We start from the raw sequence: 18601 nt of genomic DNA, 5'->3' as shown, positions 1-18601 counted from the left end.
CCTTTCCCTTTTACATGAGCACAACAGAAGAACAAAACAGGATGATGGAATAGGTGATTAAATTGAAAAAAAATATTATCTACATTCATACCCATGATAGCGGCAGAATGCTAAGTCCGTATGGGTATGACGTTCCAACCCCGAACTTGAAAAAGTTTACCGAGGATGCAACACTGTTTCGACAAGCCTACTGTGTTGGGCCAACCTGTTCTCCGAGCAGAGCAGGCTTATTGACCGGGATGTATCCGCATAGTAACGGCATGCTCGGCTTGGCGCAACGTGGATTTGGCTTACAGGACTATTCACAGCATCTGGTACAATTTCTGAAAAAACAAGATTATTATACCGTTTTATGTGGGATTCAGCATGAAGTAGGCAGTTATTTGAACCCAGAAGAAGGGGCCAAAACAATCGGCTATGATGAAAATATTTCAGCTGACAATGACAACTATCCTGAAGAAGAGCTGGTGAAATGGGATTACTTGAATGCTCAGCGTGTCAGCGAGTGGTTACAAGGGGCAGACAAAGAGCAGCCATTCTTTTTATCCTATGGGCTATTTGCCACCCACCGGAAGTTCCCGACTGGCGAAAAGAATGGAATTGATTCGAAATATGTCATGCCGCCGTATCCAATCCCAGATAATGAAGTCACTAGGGAAGATTATGCAGGCTATTTAAAATCCAGCTCCTGGTTCGATGATTCTTTTAAAATCGTCATCGATACGTTAAAGCGTGAAGGCTTATATGATGAATCTATTATCATATTTACAACGGACCACGGCATTGCTTTCCCGTTCAGCAAGTGTAATCTGACAGATACGGGAATTGGTGTTTCCTTCATTATGCGTGTTCCCGAAAGCAACACAAAAGGCCAAGTAGTCGAAAGTCTAGTTTCGCAGGTAGATTTATTCCCAACTATTTGTGATTTATTAAACATAGAAAAACCAGAAAACCTGCAGGGGGTATCTTTTGCAGAAATATTTGAGGACCCAAAAGTGGAAGTCAGGGAGGAAGTCTTTGCAGAAGTGAATTTCCACACCTCCTACGAACCAACGAGATGCATACGGACAAGTAAGTATAAATACATTCGCTATTATGATGAAAAGTATTTAAAGGTGAACATGTCCAATATCGATAACTCTCCTTCAAAAAGCTATTATTTAGAAAATGGTTTAGACCAGGTTGTGAAGTATAAAGAAGCGCTTTATGATTTGTTATACGATCCAGGTGAACGAAATAATGTGGCCGATGAGCCGCGTTATGCCGATGTGCTCAAAGAGATGCGGCAAAAATTAGTGGAGTATCAAGAGAAAACAAATGATCCATTGTTAAATGGAAATATTGTAGTCAAAGAGGGTTGGAAGGTTAATAAGCAAGAATGTATTAATCCTAGCTCCAAGGACCCAAATGACTATGTAAAAGCGAGGGAATACAGTTGTTAAAGCTATTTAAGAAGAAAGCCGGTTTTGTCAGTCCAGTGGTAGGAATACTTAAAGAGCTAGCTGATGTTCCGGATGAGGCTTTTGCCTCTAAGGCAATGGGAGATGGGTTCGCTATTGAACCTTTGGAATCCAACATCTGTTCACCTGTCAGCGGAAAAGTGGAATTTACCTTTCCAACCAAGCATGCAGTGGGGATCAAATCAGACGATGGAACGGAAATCTTGATTCATGTGGGAATTGATACCGTATCGCTTAATGGGGAAGGATTTTCCCTTCATGTTCAAGAAGGCCAATCGGTAAAGCAGGGAGACCTGTTAATCACTGCTGATTTTGGAAGAATAAAAGATAAAGTCCCTGCCACTGATGTGATTGTGGTGTTTACGAATGGGAAACAGTGTCAGTTATTAAAGACAGGACAACAAGTATCGAGCATGGAAAAAGACATTATTAAGTTCGATTAAGAACATGTATGAGACATCCTTTCAACAAAAAGGGTGTCTTTCTCTAGAATAATCGTCGTTAGATTTTCTAAAAAGGTGGAATAGACATGGATAAAAAACTGCAGGTAGTAAACCAGTTAAAAGACGGACTAATCGTTTCGTGCCAGGCAAAGAAGGATGATCCCATTTACGTTCCTGGCATCATTGAAGCGATGGCCAGCTCTGCCATTTGGGGCGGGGCTGCAGGATTGCGGTTAAATACACCGGAGGATATAAAAGCAGTAAGGAAAAACACTGATTTACCGATTATTGGGTTGTGGAAGATTCATAGTGAAACCAGCCCTGTTTTTATTACTCCTACCATGGAGGCTGTAAGAGAGGTCATAGAGGCTGGCGCCGATATTGTGGCAGTGGATGCAACGGACCGTTTGACGGAAGAAGGAAGAAAAGCCTTTGATATTATTCCTTGTATAAAAAAAGAATTTCCTGATATCGTGATTTTGGCAGATATTCGAAATTCCAAGGAAGCTCTCCATGCGCTGCAACTTGGGGCGGATCTGGTGGCTCCAACTCTTTATCGTTTTAATGACAACCCTAAATCGATTGACAGTCCTGATTTTGAGATGCTTGCTGAAATCATTCGAGTCAGTGAGGGTCTGGGATATGTGCTGATGGAAGGCAAAATCAATACACCGGAAGAAGCCATTCAAAGCCTCTATTTAGGTGCACATGCCGTTGTGGTCGGAAGTGCGATTACGAGACCGCATCTAACAACGTTACGATTCACGGTTAAAATGAATAAGTACGAACGAAAAATGCCGCTTTTGTATTAGGTTGAGGAGTGTGTGTGCAGCATGCAGACATTAACCATATTAATGAAACCAGTTTCATCCAGTTGCAACTTGGATTGCAGTTATTGTTTTTACCATGATGTTGCGAATCATCGGACCACTTCAAGTTACGGAATGATGAAGGAGAATGTTCAATTATCGTTAATTGAAAAAGCTTTTGAGAGTGGAGCCAGCCTCATTTCCTTTGCCTTTCAGGGAGGGGAGCCTACTCTTGCCGGATTGGAGTTCTACCAAAGCTTTGTAGAGAAGGCCAAATTTTATAATACGAAAAATGCCGCTGTCAGTTATTCGATCCAGACGAATGGATATAATTTGGATGAAGAATGGGTCAAGTTTTTTAAGGAAAATAATTTTTTAGTAGGTGTGTCTGTTGATGGACCGAGCCATATCCATGATGAAATGCGAAAAACAAATCATCAAAAGCCCACTCATCAACGGATCATGGGAAATATTCGACTACTACAAGAATATGATGTACCGTTTAATATATTATGTGTTTTATCGAAGGACGTAGCTGAACATATTCATGAAGTCTATGAGTTTTTTATGAAAGAAGGATTCCACTATATTCAGTTCATTCCGTGCCTTAATCAAATGGACGAGCCGAACGCCGCGGATTCATTCGCACTAAGTATTGAGCAATATAAGGATACATTGAATACGCTGTTTGACTATTACAAAGAAAACTTTGATAACGGGCACTATATTAGTGATCGGTTGTTTGATAATTATGTTCGGATGGGCCAGGGGTTTGCACCAGAAAGCTGCTCGATGGCAGGTTCATGTTCAACTTATTTTGTTATCGAGGCTAATGGAGATGTATTTCCCTGTGATTTCTATGCGTTGGATGCCTATAAAATGGGGAATATCACTGAAAATGCTTATTTGGAGATGTATAACGGGGCGGTGGCTTCTCAATTTCGAAAAGAATCGGTGCCCTTAAGCGACAAGTGTAAATCTTGTAAACACCTGGCGCTATGCAGAGGTGGATGCAAGAGGTATAAAGTCCCAAATAAGCAAACTAATGAATTTGAGCTTTATTATTGCGATGCCTATTATGACTTTTTCGAAAGAAATACTGTTTCGATTCTTGAGATGGGAAGAAAAGTTTTACAGGGACACTTAGTCTAAGTAAAAACATCGATTGGGGATGAGTTTATGAGTAAAACATCATGCTGCAGTATCAACCGAGATTACTTGGAAAGCCAGGAGAAAAAACCTCTTCTGACTTCCGCTATAAACCATACTTCAATGAAGCATAGAGAGAATTTAGTTCCTTTGCCTGGTGGAGAATTTACCATGGGAACGGATGATGCGGTAGGCTTTGATACGGATGGTGAAGGTCCTGCGAGAAAGGTCGTGCTCAAGCCTTTTGCCATTGATCGCTATGCTGTAACGAACCAGCAATTTAGTGAATTTGTTGCCGAAACTAATTATGTGACGGAAGCGGAAAGGTATGGATGGTCGTTTGTGTTTCATATGCTTGTATCGGATTCCGTGAAAAAGTCAGTGAAGCAAAGTGTCATGGGGACACCATGGTGGTTAGTGGTGGAAGGGGCGAGCTGGAAGCACCCAGAAGGGCCGGATTCTTCCATTAACGATAGGATGGATCACCCTGTCATCCATGTTTCTTGGAATGATGCGCTTGCATATTGCCAATGGTCCGGCAAAAGGCTGCCAACAGAAGCCGAATGGGAATACGCCGCCCGCGGAGGATTAGAAGGGAGGATTTATCCTTGGGGTGATGAACTGCTCATCTCCGGGGAGCATCAATGCAATATTTGGCAAGGTGATTTTCCAATTGAAAACAGCCTGGAAGATGGGTATTTATCTACTGCACCTGTCCATTCCTTCCGTCCCAACGGCTTTGGTTTATACAATGTTGTCGGAAATGTGTGGGAGTGGTGTTCAGACTGGTTTTCTGCTAAGCATACCACCGAGAAAACGGAGAATCCAACAGGACCAAGTGAGGGAACAGCCAAGGTTATGAAAGGCGGCTCCTACCTTTGCCATCAATCCTACTGCAACAGATACCGCGCAGCTGCCCGAACCCAAAACACACCCGACAGCTCTACCGGAAACATCGGCTTCCGATGCGCTGTGGACCTGCCGTGAGACATAGGGATGTTCTGTGGGTAGGACCATGAATCCCGCAAGGAATGGAAATGCGGGACACAAAAACCCTCTTTTTCTGCAGGAATCATGACTCGTGCGGCTGTCCTGATTTTTTGGTGTACAATAGGTCATGAATGCCATACTATGTACAGGACTAGTCAGGTTCAGCCGCCGGCCTGAGTTCCTTTTATGCGATGTGGAGGCGTTTTTTTTGATTTATTGTTACTGACGTTCTATTCAGCAAACAAGGAATTAAAAGAAAGTATCACTTGAATGGCTATAGAAACATTATTTATAAAAATGATATAAATAATAACTAAGCAAAAATGCTTGGTTATTTTTTCTGTTTCTAAATATATAACAGAGAAATTTTATGTATTCTATTCCCGAACTTTGTTAAAAAACTCTTACGTGGTCAAAAAAGCCTGTTTATTGGCATAATTTTTACGTGTGAACTTTTGATTGAAAAGATGTGATATATTGGGGGAAATATGAACAGAAATTCCTAGATATGTTATTCTTAGGATATATTAGAGATAAAAATTAAGGGGGAAATTTGCATGGATAATTTAGAGATTAATAATGAGCAAAAAGCTAAAGTAACCTTCTTTAAATCAAAAAAATTCCTTATTATTTTAGCAATATTTGTAATAGGAGTGGGGATTGGTGGTTATTTTGTAAGAGAACACAATTTAGAAGTTAAGGCGAAAGAGCAGGCAAAAAAGGAAAAGGAATATATTAATCTTTTGAAAGAAACAACAGAAAATATTAATACTATGTATAAGGCACAGCAAATTTTATCTAAACTTAATGTGGAGGTTTGGAATGCTACAATTGAAAATGATTTATTTTTAAAAACACTAGCAAAGTATTTAAGCATGGATGAAGCTACAGTATTAGAAAACTCCCCAAAAGATAGGATAAGAACAAATTCTTTTAGGGGGGATTATATTAGAAAAGGAGATTTTAATACGGGTTTAGCTATTATACGGAACTTAGCTGAATCACAAGGTAATATAAAGAAAATCGAAGAAAAAAATGAATTAATAATAGCACAATTAGGTAAGTTAAAGAATCGACCAGATAAATATAAAGATATTTATAATGAATTACTAGATTTCTATGGTATCTATGAAAAGTATTCAAATTTAGCATTAACCCCAAAAGGTTCATACCTAACCTACACAAGGGATATAAATAGCCTTTCAACTGAACTTGAATCCCAATATAACAAGATAAAAGTTAGCATGCCAGAATAATATGATTTAAGATAAGATGGATAAGTGGTTATTCATCTTTTTTTGTTTATAAAGGTATACCTTTTAGGAAATCTAAAATAAGATTGTTTTAACTTCCGGTGCCTGTCACCACCCTATTCTATTGTATCAGTAAATAGAAAAAAGATGGTGCCTGTCACCACCCGAAACCACTCGAATTTTGTCGAAGAATGATAGGGTTTTATAGGGTTTTATTCTGCTTCTGCTGCCTCACTCCTTGGGGGAGGAACGTAGGGATGGTGCCTGTCACCACCCGAAATTGCCCGAATTTTGTCGAAGATTGATAGGATTTTAGGAGTTTACAAAATGGTATAATAGAGTCGCAGCTGAATATTGTGAGGGTGGCCAGGTTGTCTTACTTCTTTTCCTTCATTATTAAGGGAAAGGAGGTGATATTCCTGGAAACTTTTCTTGAAATTTTACGAGAAATTCTAAAAGGAGTTGTGCGTGAAATAAGCGCATATTTCTTTCGGAAAAACGTTCTTGAAGACAAGAAAACCACCCTACGCCGTCGCAAGCTAAAGGGTGGTTCTCATAAACATTAATCTTTGACAACCACCACCCTGACGGTAGCAGCTGCATGGGAGAGAGGTGGTTCAACACTTCTCTCTTTTTTATTATACGCCTATTATACACCAAAATATTCCTGATGGGAAGTTGTTATCGTGCACTGTCACCACCCGAAATCACCCGAATTTTGTCGAAGATTGGTTGGTTTTTATATTGGGAGAAAGTGATAGAATATTGGTGAAGGCTAATGTTGATAGATTTTGTTGTTCTCCGTTTGTATTTCTTGAGCCCATCTACACTCCCCTGGACGTTCAGAATGTTTTTTTTTATTTGTCAGATTCCACAAGTAATTTTACATTTTCCTCAATTGTTTTATATTCCTAGGCTGAAATAATGTTTTTTTAATAATTGGTTGTTAGGAGGTTTTTCTATATGACTGTAAAAGTATCGAGCATAGGTTTAAAAGGGCTCGAGGGCTATCTTGTTCAAGTGGAGGTGCGGATAACACCTGGTACTGAATCTATGGTGATTGTTGGTCTTCCTGATGCTTCAGTGAAGGAATCGAGGGAACGAGTTATTGCTGCCCTAAGCCACTTCGATATGGATGTTACCGATCAGAAGGTAGTGGTTAATCTTTCACCGGCTGAACAGAAGAAGAATGGACCACTGTTTGATTTGGCTATTGCCATTGCTGCTTTAAAGGAGCTGAATGTCATAAAAGGAGTAATACCGTTTGAAACGGCCTTTATCGGTGCTTTATCGTTGGATGGAACCATTGTAAAAGCGGAGGGGATGTTGCCGGCTTTGATATCGGCGAAAGCATTAGGGCTAAAACGGGTATATTTTCCCTACGACCCTTCAATACCAGTTCATATGCTCCAGGGTTTGGAATGTATTGTTGTTCAGCATATTGAAGAAGTCGTAAATCACCTAGAAGGGCAAGAAAGTTTTTCTCTCCTTCCAAAACTAGCACCGCATAGCCAAGAACCACTTTTTCCAAATTCGCCACAGAAAGATTTTTGTCATGTCATTGGCCACGAGCAAGCAAAACGGGCGTTAGAAATAGCTGCTGCCGGCGAACATAATGTGCTGATGAGCGGTCCTCCCGGCTGTGGAAAAAGCTTGCTGGCTGAATCTTTCCCTTCTATTCTTCCTACCCTTACCAATCAAGCCCAGCTGGAAGTCCTCAGCCTTTATCAGCTTGCAGGAGAGAGAAAGATATTTCATCAAACAGTCCCATTTAGACATCCACACCATTCTGCCTCATCAGTTGCCATTATTGGCGGCGGTTCGACTCCCCGACCCGGAGAAATTTCCCTTGCCCATCATGGAGTTTTGTTTTTAGATGAGATGGCAGAGTTCCCCAAAAAGACACTTGATATGTTAAGACAGCCGCTTGAGACAGGAAAGGTGACAATCAGCAGAGCCCATTCCACCGTTACCTATCCGTCTTCCTTTCTATTAATTGGTGCTATGAATCCCTGTCCTTGTGGGTATCTGGGTTCCAACTTCCATTACTGCACCTGTACTGATAAACAAATACAAAGCTACCGAAATCGCCTATCAGGGCCGGTCTATGACCGGATTGATATACTATTGACTTTGCAGTCTGTAAATCTAGATCAGAAGGCAGGATTCCAGGAAACATCTGAGAAAATTCGAATGCGGGTCGAACAAGCCCGTACACTTCAATATAATCGCTATAAAATGGAAATGTCGAATGCAAAAGTCCCATTTGAAATTCTAATGGAAACAAGTCCGTTAACAAACGAGCGGCAAAAAATGCTGACAAACGTTGCTGTGAAGCAAAATTGGAGCAATCGAGTTCAAATCAAAATTATTCGTTTGGCCCGTACAATATCAGACCTAAAAGGGGAGGATGTTATTAGTGATTCAGCTATTTGGGAAGCGATGACTTTAAGACGATGGGGTTTGCACAAATCATATGCAATTGCGAGGGAAACGTAAATGTCACGGGAGAAAAGAATTTGGATACCAAACCACTTTTACCACATTGTCTGTAGAGGCAACCGTCGCGATCCGTTGTTCCGTAATGCCTCCGATTTTGAAGCCTTTTTCCACATCCTCGGGCAACTCCATGAAAAGATTCCCTTCGAAATCGCCTCATATTGTTTGATGACCAACCATTATCATTTACAAATACGCTCACAAGAAATTCCGTTTTCAAGATTGATGGCACTCATTAATAAGAGGTACGCCAATTACTATAATACAAAATATCACTTAACTGGCCATGTTTATGAAAAACGATATTTTGATCAAATTATTGACGATAAGGAAGGGATGTTGGAGGTCAGCCGATACATTCATTTAAATCCGGTAGAAGCCAGGATGGTCAGAAGGCCGGAATTTTATCCGTGGAGTAGCTTTCATTTATTTAAGTACCAGAACTCCCAACCGCCAAGTTTTTTAAATATAGATATTTTATTAAACTATTACGAAGGAACAAAGGAGCAAAGGAGGGAGAAGTATTGTCTTAGTTTGTTTGCCAGACAGTGACGGGGCTAGTGGGATCAGACCCCCGCTCAGCTAAAGTTTAAAGCGTTAAAGTGTGAGGGTTATGCATAGGGCATGGCCCTATTTTTTTGTTCGTGAATTTGTCAAATTTGGTGGTTAGATTAGGAGGGGATTGGGGGATTTTGTTGAATTATGAAGCGGCGGTTTTCCGATTAAGCAAAGCAAAATTACTCATTTTCACGTTTTTCGGGTTATTAGTCGGAATCTTTCCGTCTAATTAAGCTATTTTCTCCCTCAGTTTAATACGATTTTCTCTCGAATACTCGCTTATTCGCAGGATTTCATAACCCTTGATTTAGCGTTAACGATAAAATGAAATAAGTTTAAATCATTATGGCTTCGTGAAGGCATAGTCAAATAGAGGAGCGAATTAGTTCCCCATATTTTACCATATAATGTACATCTCCACGCCTCCCCTGGAGGCTTTCCCTCCCATGTCTCAACGGGTCGTCTGCCCTATCATTCCTTCGTCATGCCTATCCAAGGGGTGGAGGCCAGTTTTGCTAATTAAATGGGTCTGTGCCCTTACGAAAATAGAATCTGGTACTCCGTACATATTTGAAATCCTGCGAATATGCCAACATTCGATTAATATGAGTGTCCAATATTATTTATTTCAGGGCGATAAATAATCTTTATTTCTGAAATTTCATTAAGCTGCCAACGGTGATAATGGTTTGATTTTATCAGGACAATATGATTCGTTTCGTCTAGATATACTTACAAAGATCCTGGCCAACTTGCCAATTAACTTCATAATTGATTTTATTTTCTTCATTTTTTTTACTTTGACATTTTGAGAATGTAATGCCCGAAATTCTGGGTTATTCACTACAAGACTAATTGTAGCTAAGTAAAGGAATCGCCTTAGTCTGGAGCGTCCTCGCTTGGAAATGACAATTTGACCTTTCCATTTCCCTGAACTTGCTTCGACTAAATGCAATCCAGCATGGCGAAGAAGGGAATTACCGTGAGTAAAACGACTTAAGTCCCCCGCTTCACCCAATATCCCAGCTAAAGAAATTTCACTTATCCCCTTTATGGCAAGTAACATCTTAGCGAAAGGTATTTTATTTAGTGCAGCGGTAACTTGTTGTTCCACTCTTTCGAGTTGTTTTACGGCTAAGTCATATTCCTCTAATAGCTGCTCTAAATGAAATTTATAGGCATCAAGTGCCTGTCTAGTACCTACAGATTTCTTAGCCAACTGGAGGAGTAATAGGGCTTTCTTTAATCCAGGGTGCCTCTTCATCACAGATTTCCAACCTGTAATAACCTCGTGAGGCTGCATATTCTCTAAGTCCATAGGGGACGGGAATAAACGAAGGGTTGTGATTGCCCCTTTAGCCGTAATATCCTTAAATACCTGTCGGAATTCAGGAAAGACAATATCTACCCAACGGTTTAATTGATTAATAGAACTAACAAGGCGTTTAACTACTACATCACGGTTAGACATCAGGATCCTAAGTTTTTCGAATGTTTCCGATGTGTACCTAACTTCAGAATAATAACCGTTCTTTACCATATCAGCGATAACTAAGGCATCTTTTTTATCACTTTTTGATTGAGTATTATCACGATTTTCTTTATTCTTTTTTACTAAATGTGGGTTTACAGTTACTACTTCAATATCTTGATTAGAAAGCCATTTTGAAAGATTGATCCAGTAGTGTCCAGTTGGCTCCATCCCAACAATAGCTTCATCCAGGTTGTTTAATCTTTGAAGATTTTTAATCCATTTTAGAAAACTAGCAAATCCTTCTTCGGTATTTTTAAATGTAATTGGATCTCCGACTATAATTCCACGGAAATTTACAGCTCTAGCTACGTGAAATTGTTGCGCAATATCAACTCCAACAACTAGATGTTTAACTGAAATTCTTTCTATTAGTTGATTTTGTTTGTTTTGCATTTTAAACTTCATTATAGGGGTTCCTCCTTAAGGTTTGAGTTAGATTGGTCTCTATACTCATATCTTACTGAGGAGCTCTATTTTTTTCAAAGTCGAAAAATAACGATCTACAGGAATGCTAATTAAGAGAAATTTCTCCGCTTAATTTTCAAACCCGATGTATAACAGATTATCCGTCAATCCCCAGTGTGAATGGAAAACCGTTTATAACTCATACTATTAATATTCTCCACACTAAAAGGTGAGTTATATGAAGGGTCAAAATAAAACAATTAGAAACCTGAAGCTCCAGTTGCAAGAAACAAAAGATTTAATAACGCACTCCTTTGTATATTTTAATCAGGAAATTTCTTTGGTGTATCTGCAAAGCCTATGTGACAGTCAGAAAATTAAGACTGATATAATCCAACCTTTAATGATGTGTGAGAAAGAATCGAAATTTCTTTTGCACCTTTTGTCGTTACCATCTGCAAATGACATTCAGAACGGTGAGGACCTGCAGTCTTTAGTCATTGATGGGTGTGTCTTAATTTTTATTTCGGGTTCTGTTTATTCTTATAAGGCTCAAAAAGAAATCAATACTGAGGCTCAGGATTCGTCGGTAGAGATGTCTGTTCAAGGACCTCAAAAAGCATTCTCGCAGGATTTGGATCAAAATATCACCTTTATTCGAAAACGATACCCAAGCAGCAAGATAAAAGTAGAATACCAAGAGGTCGGGTCTTTATCCAAGACGAGAATCGCCCTTCTTTATGATATCGATTATGTAGATTTTACTGTCCTAAAAAAGTTAAAGAAGCGTTTAAGTGAAATAGATATGGATGTTATTCAAGCTGCCGGTCAATTAAATAATGCTCTAACGGGAAGAAAGATTAGCTTATTTCCGACCACGATGATTTCAGAACGACCCGATCGGGCTATACTCAATCTTTCACAAGGGAAAATTGTCATCGTGATACACGGAACGCCTTTTGCCGTAAGTCTTCCGGCTGTTTTCTTTGATTTTATGTCTTCAATGGATGATCTGTACCATGCTTATTGGATTAAGAAACTCATGCTTACTATTCGTTATGCTGCATTGATTATTACACTGGCATTGCCTGCTTTATATATCGCAATAACATCGTATAATCCTGAAATACTGCGATCACAGCTTACCTTAACCATTGCTGGAAGCAGGGCAGGGGTGCCTTATCCATCTTTCTACGAAGTTCTATTTATGATGCTGGTAGTGGAAATGTTGGTGGAAGCAAGTATAAGGCTGCCAAAGGCAATCGGGCCAACAGCGACAACGGTGGGGGGACTAATTCTTGGACAGGCCGCCCAACAGGCAGAGCTTGTCAGTTCAATTATGATTATTATTACGGCATTTGTGGCCATTGCCAATTTCACGATCCCGATTAACGCTATGAGCTTTGCAATTCGGTGCATTCGCTATCCTTTAATTCTTGCAGCATCCTTTTTCGGAATTGTTGGGCTGGTGGCAGGCATCATTGTGACGATATGTGTTTTAGTTGATATGCGAAGCTTTGGAACACCCTTTTTATCTTTGTATTGGGGCTCTTCGGATAAGATTGAAACCATAAGCGAGAGTCCAAAGGGGGGTCATCAATAGTTGATTCGTCATTTCTACTATATCGTCATCTTGACAATGATGATAAACATCATGGTAAATGTGCCAGCTGTTTTAATTCAAAAACGGTTTGACGGCACGATTATGTCTATGATTCTAAGTGTTTTTATCGGAGGCTTATTGGTGATCATATTTATATTTGCTATGGGTAAATATCCACAAATGGGCCTCCCTGAAATTTTCCTCCTTGAAAGGGTTCCGGCTTTTATTCGTAACCCCTATTTAGCCTTTTTGGCCTTAATGTGGATAGCTGCTGGGTCATTTGCCTTAATTTCCTACAGCTATGTCATTAAGCTATATATCAGCCCGGATATGAGTCTGGGGGTCATTCTTGGCTTTTTACTTATTATTGTCATATTTGGTGCTTTAAAAAAAACGGACTCCATTCTTTTCTTAGTTGAAATTGTTGTTCTCCCTGCTGCACCATTAGTGGCGTTTATTTTATTCAAGGCTTTTAGCAGCAAATACTTTTATTGGGAGCATATTTTTAGAATGCTCCATAACATTTGGCAATTTCCTAGCTATAGCTCTATCGCTGCGGCTACCTATATATTTATTGGGTACATAAATTTGGTTATTATGAATCGTTTTATCAATTCAAAAAAAGTTTTAAAGTTTATATGGATTCTTCCCATCATAGGGTTTCTAGTGATAATTTCCACATTTTTTGTACCAATCGCTTTTCTGGGCGTCGATGGTGTAAACGATGTGGTATTTCCTTGGATCTTCATAAGTGACTCTTTAAGGATGGAATTTGGCTTCATTGAAAGGGTGCTATATTTAATCCTGTGCTTGTATCTGCTTCTCATTTTAGTGTTCGGGATTATAACATGGCATGTTGGACTAAAGCTTTTAGAGGGAATAATTGAAGGGAGAAATATGAAAAGGAACGGTAGGAAAAAGATCTATAAATATGTATTCCTGATAAGTATTGGGCTTTGTACGATGATCCTCCAATCCCTTACAAATCAACGGGAATTTTTCTATATTGTAAAGACGTGGCTAAACATTCGCTTTCCTGCCGAGATGATGTTGGTAGCCTTGGTATTTTTCTTATCGAGGAGGCGGAAGACGTGAGGAAACAGTTTGCACAGATAGTGGTCCTTACCTCATTTTTCCTATCTGGCTGTCAATTTAACGATCTAGATAAACGTTTCTTTGTGGTTGCCATCGGAGTGGATTTAACACAAGATGAAAAAAATCCCTACCGTGTCATGGTGAAATTAGCGATTCCTTCGGCTCAGGTCGAGCCTGGAAAATCGAGGTTTCAAATTATTAAAAAAGAGTCTAATTCTATTCCGGAAGCTATTCGGATCATCCAGTCAATGGTGGATAAAAAATTAGACTTCGGCCATTGCAGGGTGATTATTTTAAATGAAGATATTTTGCGGCATGATCAATTAGCCGTAATCAAATGGTTTATAAAGCGCCCTGATATACAAGGGATTTCATATGTAGCTGTTGGAAAGCCGTCGGCAGAAAAAGTGCTATCTTGGAAGGTGAAATCAGAGAGATTGCCTGCAAACGCCCTTATTTTAGCATTTAATGAAGTAACCAATAATTCACCATATGTAATGTCTGATATTCTTAATGACTATTATATGAGACTTAGAGAAGATGGGATTGACCCTTATTTACCAATTATCGAGCCCATAAAAGGGTCCTTTAGAATTAATAAAGCCGTGGTATTTAAAGAGAAAAAGATGAAAGCCGAGTTAAATCCAAATGAAACTAGATTGTTAAATGAGCTTCTGAACAATGAGAAAACAGCCTTAATCAACGTTGGGAAGAGGAATGAGCGACTTTTTGTAAATGCCGAACACACAGACACGAAATGGAAAATAATTGTCCCGAAAAAGGGGAAACCTTATGTTCTTCTTTATATTAAGATTCATGGTATTGTTGAGGAATCAGAATTGACCCTTCATAGACGGAGTGATCTTGCAAAATATGAAAAGAAGGCTGCTAGCCAAATTAGCTCAAGGGTAAAGGAGTTTCTTGTTCATCTTCAAGAATTAGAGGTTGACCCACTAGGACTTGGGCTAAAGTATCAGGCCAAATATGGGATAACAAATAATGACATAAGCCAGTGGAAGGCGATCTATTCTAATCTGGAATTTAAGGTGAAAACGGATGTAAAGCTTAAGGGGACTGGGGCAATGTATTGATTTTTAGAAAATTATTAAAAGATGAGCCGTAGAGGGGCTATTTTGCATGTGCCACGTATCATGATTACCAAATTTGTCACAAGGAGAATAACTTAGTTGTTTAATTGTATGTGGTAGTAAGGAGCGTGATCTTCATGCGTATTGGCGAAAAGAAAAGCTTTGTCTATTTTCCCTAATATGGCTTGATCGAAGTGAGTATGGCTGACTCTCAAAAAAAGCGAGACCACCAGTTAAGCAGGCAGGTGGAGAAAGAAGAAAGTATGTCGCTTGAACAACTCTCCAGGAATACCCTGAGTGATGAATCGATCAGAGAAATGTTTGAACAGGCCTACCCGGGACATACCGTTATTCAAAACGGAAACGAGTGGACGATTGTCCCGAACGAGAACCTTAACAAGAAAAAATTCAAAGACTAGCCTTAGCTGCCGAAGGCTTACCAGTTGAGAAAGGAGGGAATCCCGCAAGGGATGATAGCGGGACACGAAACCCTCTTTTCCTCCTGGTATCATGAATCCTGCGGCTGTCTTCATTTCTTGCGGGGACACTCGGTCATGAATGCCAACCTCTGTACAGGACAAGCCAGGTTCAGCCGCCAGCCTGAGTTCCTTTTTAAAAAAAGCCCTTCGTCTTCGTCTTCGATCTTTGTCCTTCGTTATGTTTCCAAATGGGTGAACAGGCCATATTCTCTTTGGAAGCCAAGTTCGATGGTGCCGGTAGGGCCGTTGCGGTGCTTGGCGAGTATGATTTCGATTTTGTTCCGGTACGGTGAGTCTTTGGTGTAGTAATCATCGCGATATAGGAAGGCGATCAGGTCGGCATCCTGCTCGATTTGCCCGCTTTCACGCAGGTCGGAGAGAACGGGATGCTTGTCGTGGCGGCTTTCGACGCCTCGGCTCAGCTGGGACAGGGCGATGACAGTTACGTTCAGTTCTCTCGCCATGGTTTTCAGGGACCGTGAGATTTCATTGATTTCCGCCTGGCGGTTTTGGCGGAAGCTGCGGTCTCCTTCAATCAGCTGGAGGTAATCGATGACGACGAGGATTCGCTGCTCTTGGCCGTATTCCCGCCGTGCTTTGTGAACCTTGGACCAAATATAGGGGATATCCATCCCGGCTTTGTCAAAAATATGGAGATTCAGTTTGGATAGCGCCCCGATGGTATCGGTAAAATGCTGCCAATCTTCCTCCTGAAATTCCTTCTTCGGGTTTTTCATTTTCCGGCTGTCGATTAAGCCGGTGAATCCTGCCATCCGTTTTAGCAGCTGCTTTTTGGACATTTCTAGGGAGAAAATCAGGCTGATGTCCTGTTTGGCTGCATGAAGGGCGACATTCAGGGCGAAGGCCGTCTTTCCCATGCTCGGGCGGGCGCCGATGATCACCAAGTCGGATTCTTGAAAGCCGCCAGTGAGCATGTCGAGATTAGGGAAGCCGGAGGGAATGCCGACGATCTCGCCCAAATCCTTTTCGCAATCCATGAACAAATCCACCAAGGACGGGGTGATGCTGCCGGTGTCTTCGTCGGTAAGCTGGTCATCGATGGCCATTAGCTCTTGAATCCCGGTGTGGATCGTCTTTTGGATGTCTTTTCCGTTTGCCTGCTCGATGAGGCGCGAGGCAATGTGAATCGTTTTTCGCTTTTGCGCATATTCCTTAACGGATTGCTGATAGAAGGGAAAGTTGGTGGTGGTCGGCACGCTCCCGGCTAGTCGATTCAAATAGCTAACCCCGCCAATCCATTGCAGATTGTCGACGCCGAGCTCGTCAATCATCGAGACATAATCAATCGGCTTTCCCTTCTCATCCAGGCTGCGAATCGCCGAATAAATCAGTCTCAGCTGCGGAAAATAAAGCTGCTCCGGCAGAATCGCCGCCTCCTTCACCAGCCCGCCGTCCAGAAACAACGCCCCCACGAAAGCCTCCTCCACCTCCTGGCTAAAGCATGACGGTACTTGTGTTTGTGTTTGATTTATCATAATCGTGCCTCCTAACAGTGATGCATGGGGACGGTTCTCGTGCATCACTTTTACGTAGTAGTGACCAACTGACGGGTGCTGCTCCCGAGTTGAGCTTTGCGCGTCCGTCATGATATGTGATAAGGGGGGCGGTGACAGGCCCGCCCCGACAAGGACTGAGAAGTCTGCTTTTTCCTCTACCTCTGAATTCCCAGAATGGCCCTCATGTTTGCCAGTTCTCGCTGGACCACTTCTTCACTCGCTAGCTTATGCCTGGTGGCCATGATGAATCTGGTCTCGCTGGCATTAGGGACGGTCATGGCGCCGGACGATTTTGGCAATAGGTCGGCGATTTTAGGCGGAAAGGGTGATTCTTTTACGAACGAAAACAGTCTTTCCTGCACGATGTCGTGTCCATAGCTTTTGAGCACTTCATGCCACAGGTTCACCTTTTCCTGATTGACGATAAATTGGTCGTAGAAAGTGTTGATGGCCTTTAAAAGCTCAAACGTTTCACGCTTCATCATTGAGATCGAAATCCTCCTCGTTAAGGGTTTGTTTGGTTGCAGTTAGGCCCCTTCGTTTTTCAAAGAGGGGATTCGCTTGCGGCTTTTGGTTGAGATACGATTCGAATTTGGTTCCAAACAATGTTTCCGGTCTCAGGTATGTACTCATATGTGGATCATCGAGCCATTCGGCTGTCTTTATGTCGATGACTTTCTTAAAGTCCTCCACGGTAAAGCCTTCTCTTAATCTAGCTTGAATCAGCTGTTTCGTTTTCTTCGTTCCTGATTTGTAACTGGCATTCGTTTTGGCATTGAGGTAGTCGACGATGTCGACAATAGGTTTTTTCTCTGTGGTAGTCTCTGAAGTAATCTCTGGTATTGCTTGGGTCAGGTTGATTTCTTCTGTGGTCCAGTCTGGACTCTCAGACAGGTCAGTCTGAACCGACGGTTGGCCAGAAGTTGTGAAGAGGTCAGCTTGTACCTGTGTTGTGGGTGTTGTGTCAACGATGGTGGGACCTTCCTCCAGGGAATCCAGGCGTTGATAATCAATCGTATACCATTTGGTTTTATCGAGTTTAAGCTTGTTCCAATTGGACGAGATCAGGAAACCCTGTTCTTCGAGTGAGAGAATGGTTCGTTTAATGGTACTCTCCGACCAGAATGGCATTTGTTTCTGCCAATCCTTATAGGAGTTGTATATCCATTTTTGTCCCTCAATCAAATGGGAACTGGTCTGGATCCAATAATGAATTTGCTGAAGCACGATGGCTTCGTTCAGGCCCATTTTGACAGCGAGCGAAGGGATGATCATGATGGGCGCTTCGTTCATTAGTAATTTCGTCATCGGTTTTTCCTCCAGTGTGGTGTGAACCCCATTTTGAGGCACGAGAACCGTCCCCGTGCTTCACCCATAAGATATCGGGTTTGGTAGAATTAGTCGAATTGCCTCATTTCCAATTTGGAACGAATTTGGGTAGGAAAATGCGATTTTTGGCTCCAAATCGGAAATGATAAAGGGGTTTTCGTGAATTTCGTACCAATTTGATAGTTTTTAAATTGAAGCATGGGGACGGTTCTAGTGCTTCATTTTTGGGTAAATGGGGGAGGGCATTACGCTCTTTGGAACAAGGAAGAACTTATCTTTGACACGCGACAGGGAAAAAAACTCTAGAGTCTCATTCGTGCATTTGGTATAGGGGGGGCTCATTTTTAATGACCGACTACATCCCGAAAGGGATTGTATTCCATACGGCTT

The 18601-nt window shown here is 41.2% G+C and carries 16 protein-coding genes; 12 read left to right on the top strand and 4 right to left on the bottom strand.

Annotated features, from left to right (window positions below):
• Nucleotides 1-53: 53 nt before the first annotated feature.
• The 8 genes from ACZ5B7_RS28935 to ACZ5B7_RS28900 all read left to right on the top strand — a co-directional run bounded on the left by ACZ5B7_RS28935 (nt 54) and on the right by ACZ5B7_RS28900 (nt 9155).
• Nucleotides 54-1442, top strand: a complete 1389-nt coding sequence (locus tag ACZ5B7_RS28935) for a sulfatase family protein (protein WP_464492008.1) — start codon at nt 54-56, stop codon at nt 1440-1442.
• Complete coding sequence (locus tag ACZ5B7_RS28930; RefSeq protein WP_464492007.1) at nt 1436-1903, top strand: PTS sugar transporter subunit IIA; 468 nt, start codon at nt 1436-1438, stop codon at nt 1901-1903. The genes ACZ5B7_RS28935 and ACZ5B7_RS28930 overlap by 7 nt, the downstream gene beginning before the upstream one ends.
• Nucleotides 1904-1989: 86 nt before the next feature.
• On the top strand, nt 1990-2715 hold the full coding sequence (locus tag ACZ5B7_RS28925) for an N-acetylmannosamine-6-phosphate 2-epimerase (protein ID WP_464492006.1): 726 nt from the start codon (nt 1990-1992) through the stop codon (nt 2713-2715).
• Nucleotides 2716-2736: 21 nt separating this feature from the next.
• Entirely contained in the window at nt 2737-3864 is a 1128-nt protein-coding gene (locus ACZ5B7_RS28920) for an anaerobic sulfatase maturase (RefSeq protein ID WP_464492005.1), read from the top strand.
• A gap of 27 nt (nt 3865-3891) precedes the next feature.
• Nucleotides 3892-4848: a formylglycine-generating enzyme family protein gene (locus ACZ5B7_RS28915; protein ID WP_464492004.1), complete on the top strand. Its 957-nt coding sequence runs from the start codon at nt 3892-3894 to the stop codon at nt 4846-4848.
• A gap of 560 nt (nt 4849-5408) precedes the next feature.
• On the top strand, nt 5409-6107 hold the full coding sequence (locus ACZ5B7_RS28910; RefSeq protein WP_464492003.1) for a hypothetical protein: 699 nt from the start codon (nt 5409-5411) through the stop codon (nt 6105-6107).
• Nucleotides 6108-7067: 960 nt separating this feature from the next.
• A complete protein-coding gene (locus ACZ5B7_RS28905; RefSeq protein ID WP_464492002.1) occupies nt 7068-8603 on the top strand; it encodes a YifB family Mg chelatase-like AAA ATPase in 1536 nt (511 codons plus the stop codon).
• Complete coding sequence (locus tag ACZ5B7_RS28900) at nt 8604-9155, top strand: transposase (RefSeq protein ID WP_464492001.1); 552 nt, start codon at nt 8604-8606, stop codon at nt 9153-9155. It begins immediately after the preceding gene.
• Between the two features lie 670 nt (nt 9156-9825).
• Here the strand turns inward: ACZ5B7_RS28900 and ACZ5B7_RS28895 are convergent.
• On the bottom strand, nt 9826-11100 hold the full coding sequence (locus ACZ5B7_RS28895) for an IS110 family RNA-guided transposase (protein WP_464490083.1): 1275 nt from the start codon (nt 11098-11100) through the stop codon (nt 9826-9828).
• A gap of 238 nt (nt 11101-11338) precedes the next feature.
• Between ACZ5B7_RS28895 and ACZ5B7_RS28890 the strand changes: the two genes are divergently transcribed.
• The 4 genes from ACZ5B7_RS28890 (at nt 11339) to ACZ5B7_RS28875 (ending at nt 15305) form a co-directional block, all read left to right on the top strand.
• A complete protein-coding gene (locus ACZ5B7_RS28890) occupies nt 11339-12703 on the top strand; it encodes a spore germination protein (protein WP_464492000.1) in 1365 nt (454 codons plus the stop codon).
• Complete coding sequence (locus ACZ5B7_RS28885; protein WP_464491999.1) at nt 12704-13798, top strand: GerAB/ArcD/ProY family transporter; 1095 nt, start codon at nt 12704-12706, stop codon at nt 13796-13798.
• A complete protein-coding gene (locus ACZ5B7_RS28880) occupies nt 13795-14889 on the top strand; it encodes a Ger(x)C family spore germination protein (RefSeq protein ID WP_464491998.1) in 1095 nt (364 codons plus the stop codon). The genes ACZ5B7_RS28885 and ACZ5B7_RS28880 overlap by 4 nt, the downstream gene beginning before the upstream one ends.
• Nucleotides 14890-15086: 197 nt before the next feature.
• Nucleotides 15087-15305: a hypothetical protein gene (locus tag ACZ5B7_RS28875; protein WP_464491997.1), complete on the top strand. Its 219-nt coding sequence runs from the start codon at nt 15087-15089 to the stop codon at nt 15303-15305.
• A 236-nt stretch (nt 15306-15541) separates the two neighbouring features.
• Here ACZ5B7_RS28875 and dnaB read toward each other — a convergent pair whose 3' ends face one another.
• The 3 genes from dnaB to ACZ5B7_RS28860 form a co-directional block, all read right to left on the bottom strand.
• On the bottom strand, nt 15542-16861 hold the full coding sequence (dnaB, locus tag ACZ5B7_RS28870; protein ID WP_464491996.1) for a replicative DNA helicase: 1320 nt from the start codon (nt 16859-16861) through the stop codon (nt 15542-15544).
• A 176-nt stretch (nt 16862-17037) separates the two neighbouring features.
• Entirely contained in the window at nt 17038-17367 is a 330-nt protein-coding gene (locus ACZ5B7_RS28865; RefSeq protein WP_464491995.1) for a hypothetical protein, read from the bottom strand.
• Nucleotides 17354-18190, bottom strand: a complete 837-nt coding sequence (locus ACZ5B7_RS28860; protein ID WP_464491994.1) for a conserved phage C-terminal domain-containing protein — start codon at nt 18188-18190, stop codon at nt 17354-17356. Before ACZ5B7_RS28860 ends, ACZ5B7_RS28865 begins: the two co-directional genes overlap by 14 nt.
• Between the last annotated feature and the right edge of the window lie 411 nt (nt 18191-18601).

Source organism: Neobacillus sp. S1115 (assembly GCF_055385565.1).
The sequence above is the reverse complement of the archived record's forward strand: the minus strand, read 5'-3'. Positions and strand labels throughout refer to the sequence as shown.

Coding starts and splice junctions, on each gene's coding strand:
- ACZ5B7_RS28925 (WP_464492006.1), top strand. CDS start 1,990: ATGGATAAAAAACTGCAGGTAGTAAACCAGTTAAAAGACGGACTAATC.
- ACZ5B7_RS28920 (WP_464492005.1), top strand. CDS start 2,737: ATGCAGACATTAACCATATTAATGAAACCAGTTTCATCCAGTTGCAAC.
- ACZ5B7_RS28915 (WP_464492004.1), top strand. CDS start 3,892: ATGAGTAAAACATCATGCTGCAGTATCAACCGAGATTACTTGGAAAGC.
- ACZ5B7_RS28910 (WP_464492003.1), top strand. CDS start 5,409: ATGGATAATTTAGAGATTAATAATGAGCAAAAAGCTAAAGTAACCTTC.
- ACZ5B7_RS28905 (WP_464492002.1), top strand. CDS start 7,068: ATGACTGTAAAAGTATCGAGCATAGGTTTAAAAGGGCTCGAGGGCTAT.
- ACZ5B7_RS28900 (WP_464492001.1), top strand. CDS start 8,604: ATGTCACGGGAGAAAAGAATTTGGATACCAAACCACTTTTACCACATT.
- ACZ5B7_RS28895 (WP_464490083.1), bottom strand. CDS start 11,100: ATGAAGTTTAAAATGCAAAACAAACAAAATCAACTAATAGAAAGAATT.
- ACZ5B7_RS28890 (WP_464492000.1), top strand. CDS start 11,339: ATGAAGGGTCAAAATAAAACAATTAGAAACCTGAAGCTCCAGTTGCAA.
- ACZ5B7_RS28875 (WP_464491997.1), top strand. CDS start 15,087: ATGGCTGACTCTCAAAAAAAGCGAGACCACCAGTTAAGCAGGCAGGTG.
- dnaB (WP_464491996.1), bottom strand. CDS start 16,861: ATGATAAATCAAACACAAACACAAGTACCGTCATGCTTTAGCCAGGAG.
- ACZ5B7_RS28865 (WP_464491995.1), bottom strand. CDS start 17,367: ATGATGAAGCGTGAAACGTTTGAGCTTTTAAAGGCCATCAACACTTTC.
- ACZ5B7_RS28860 (WP_464491994.1), bottom strand. CDS start 18,190: ATGACGAAATTACTAATGAACGAAGCGCCCATCATGATCATCCCTTCG.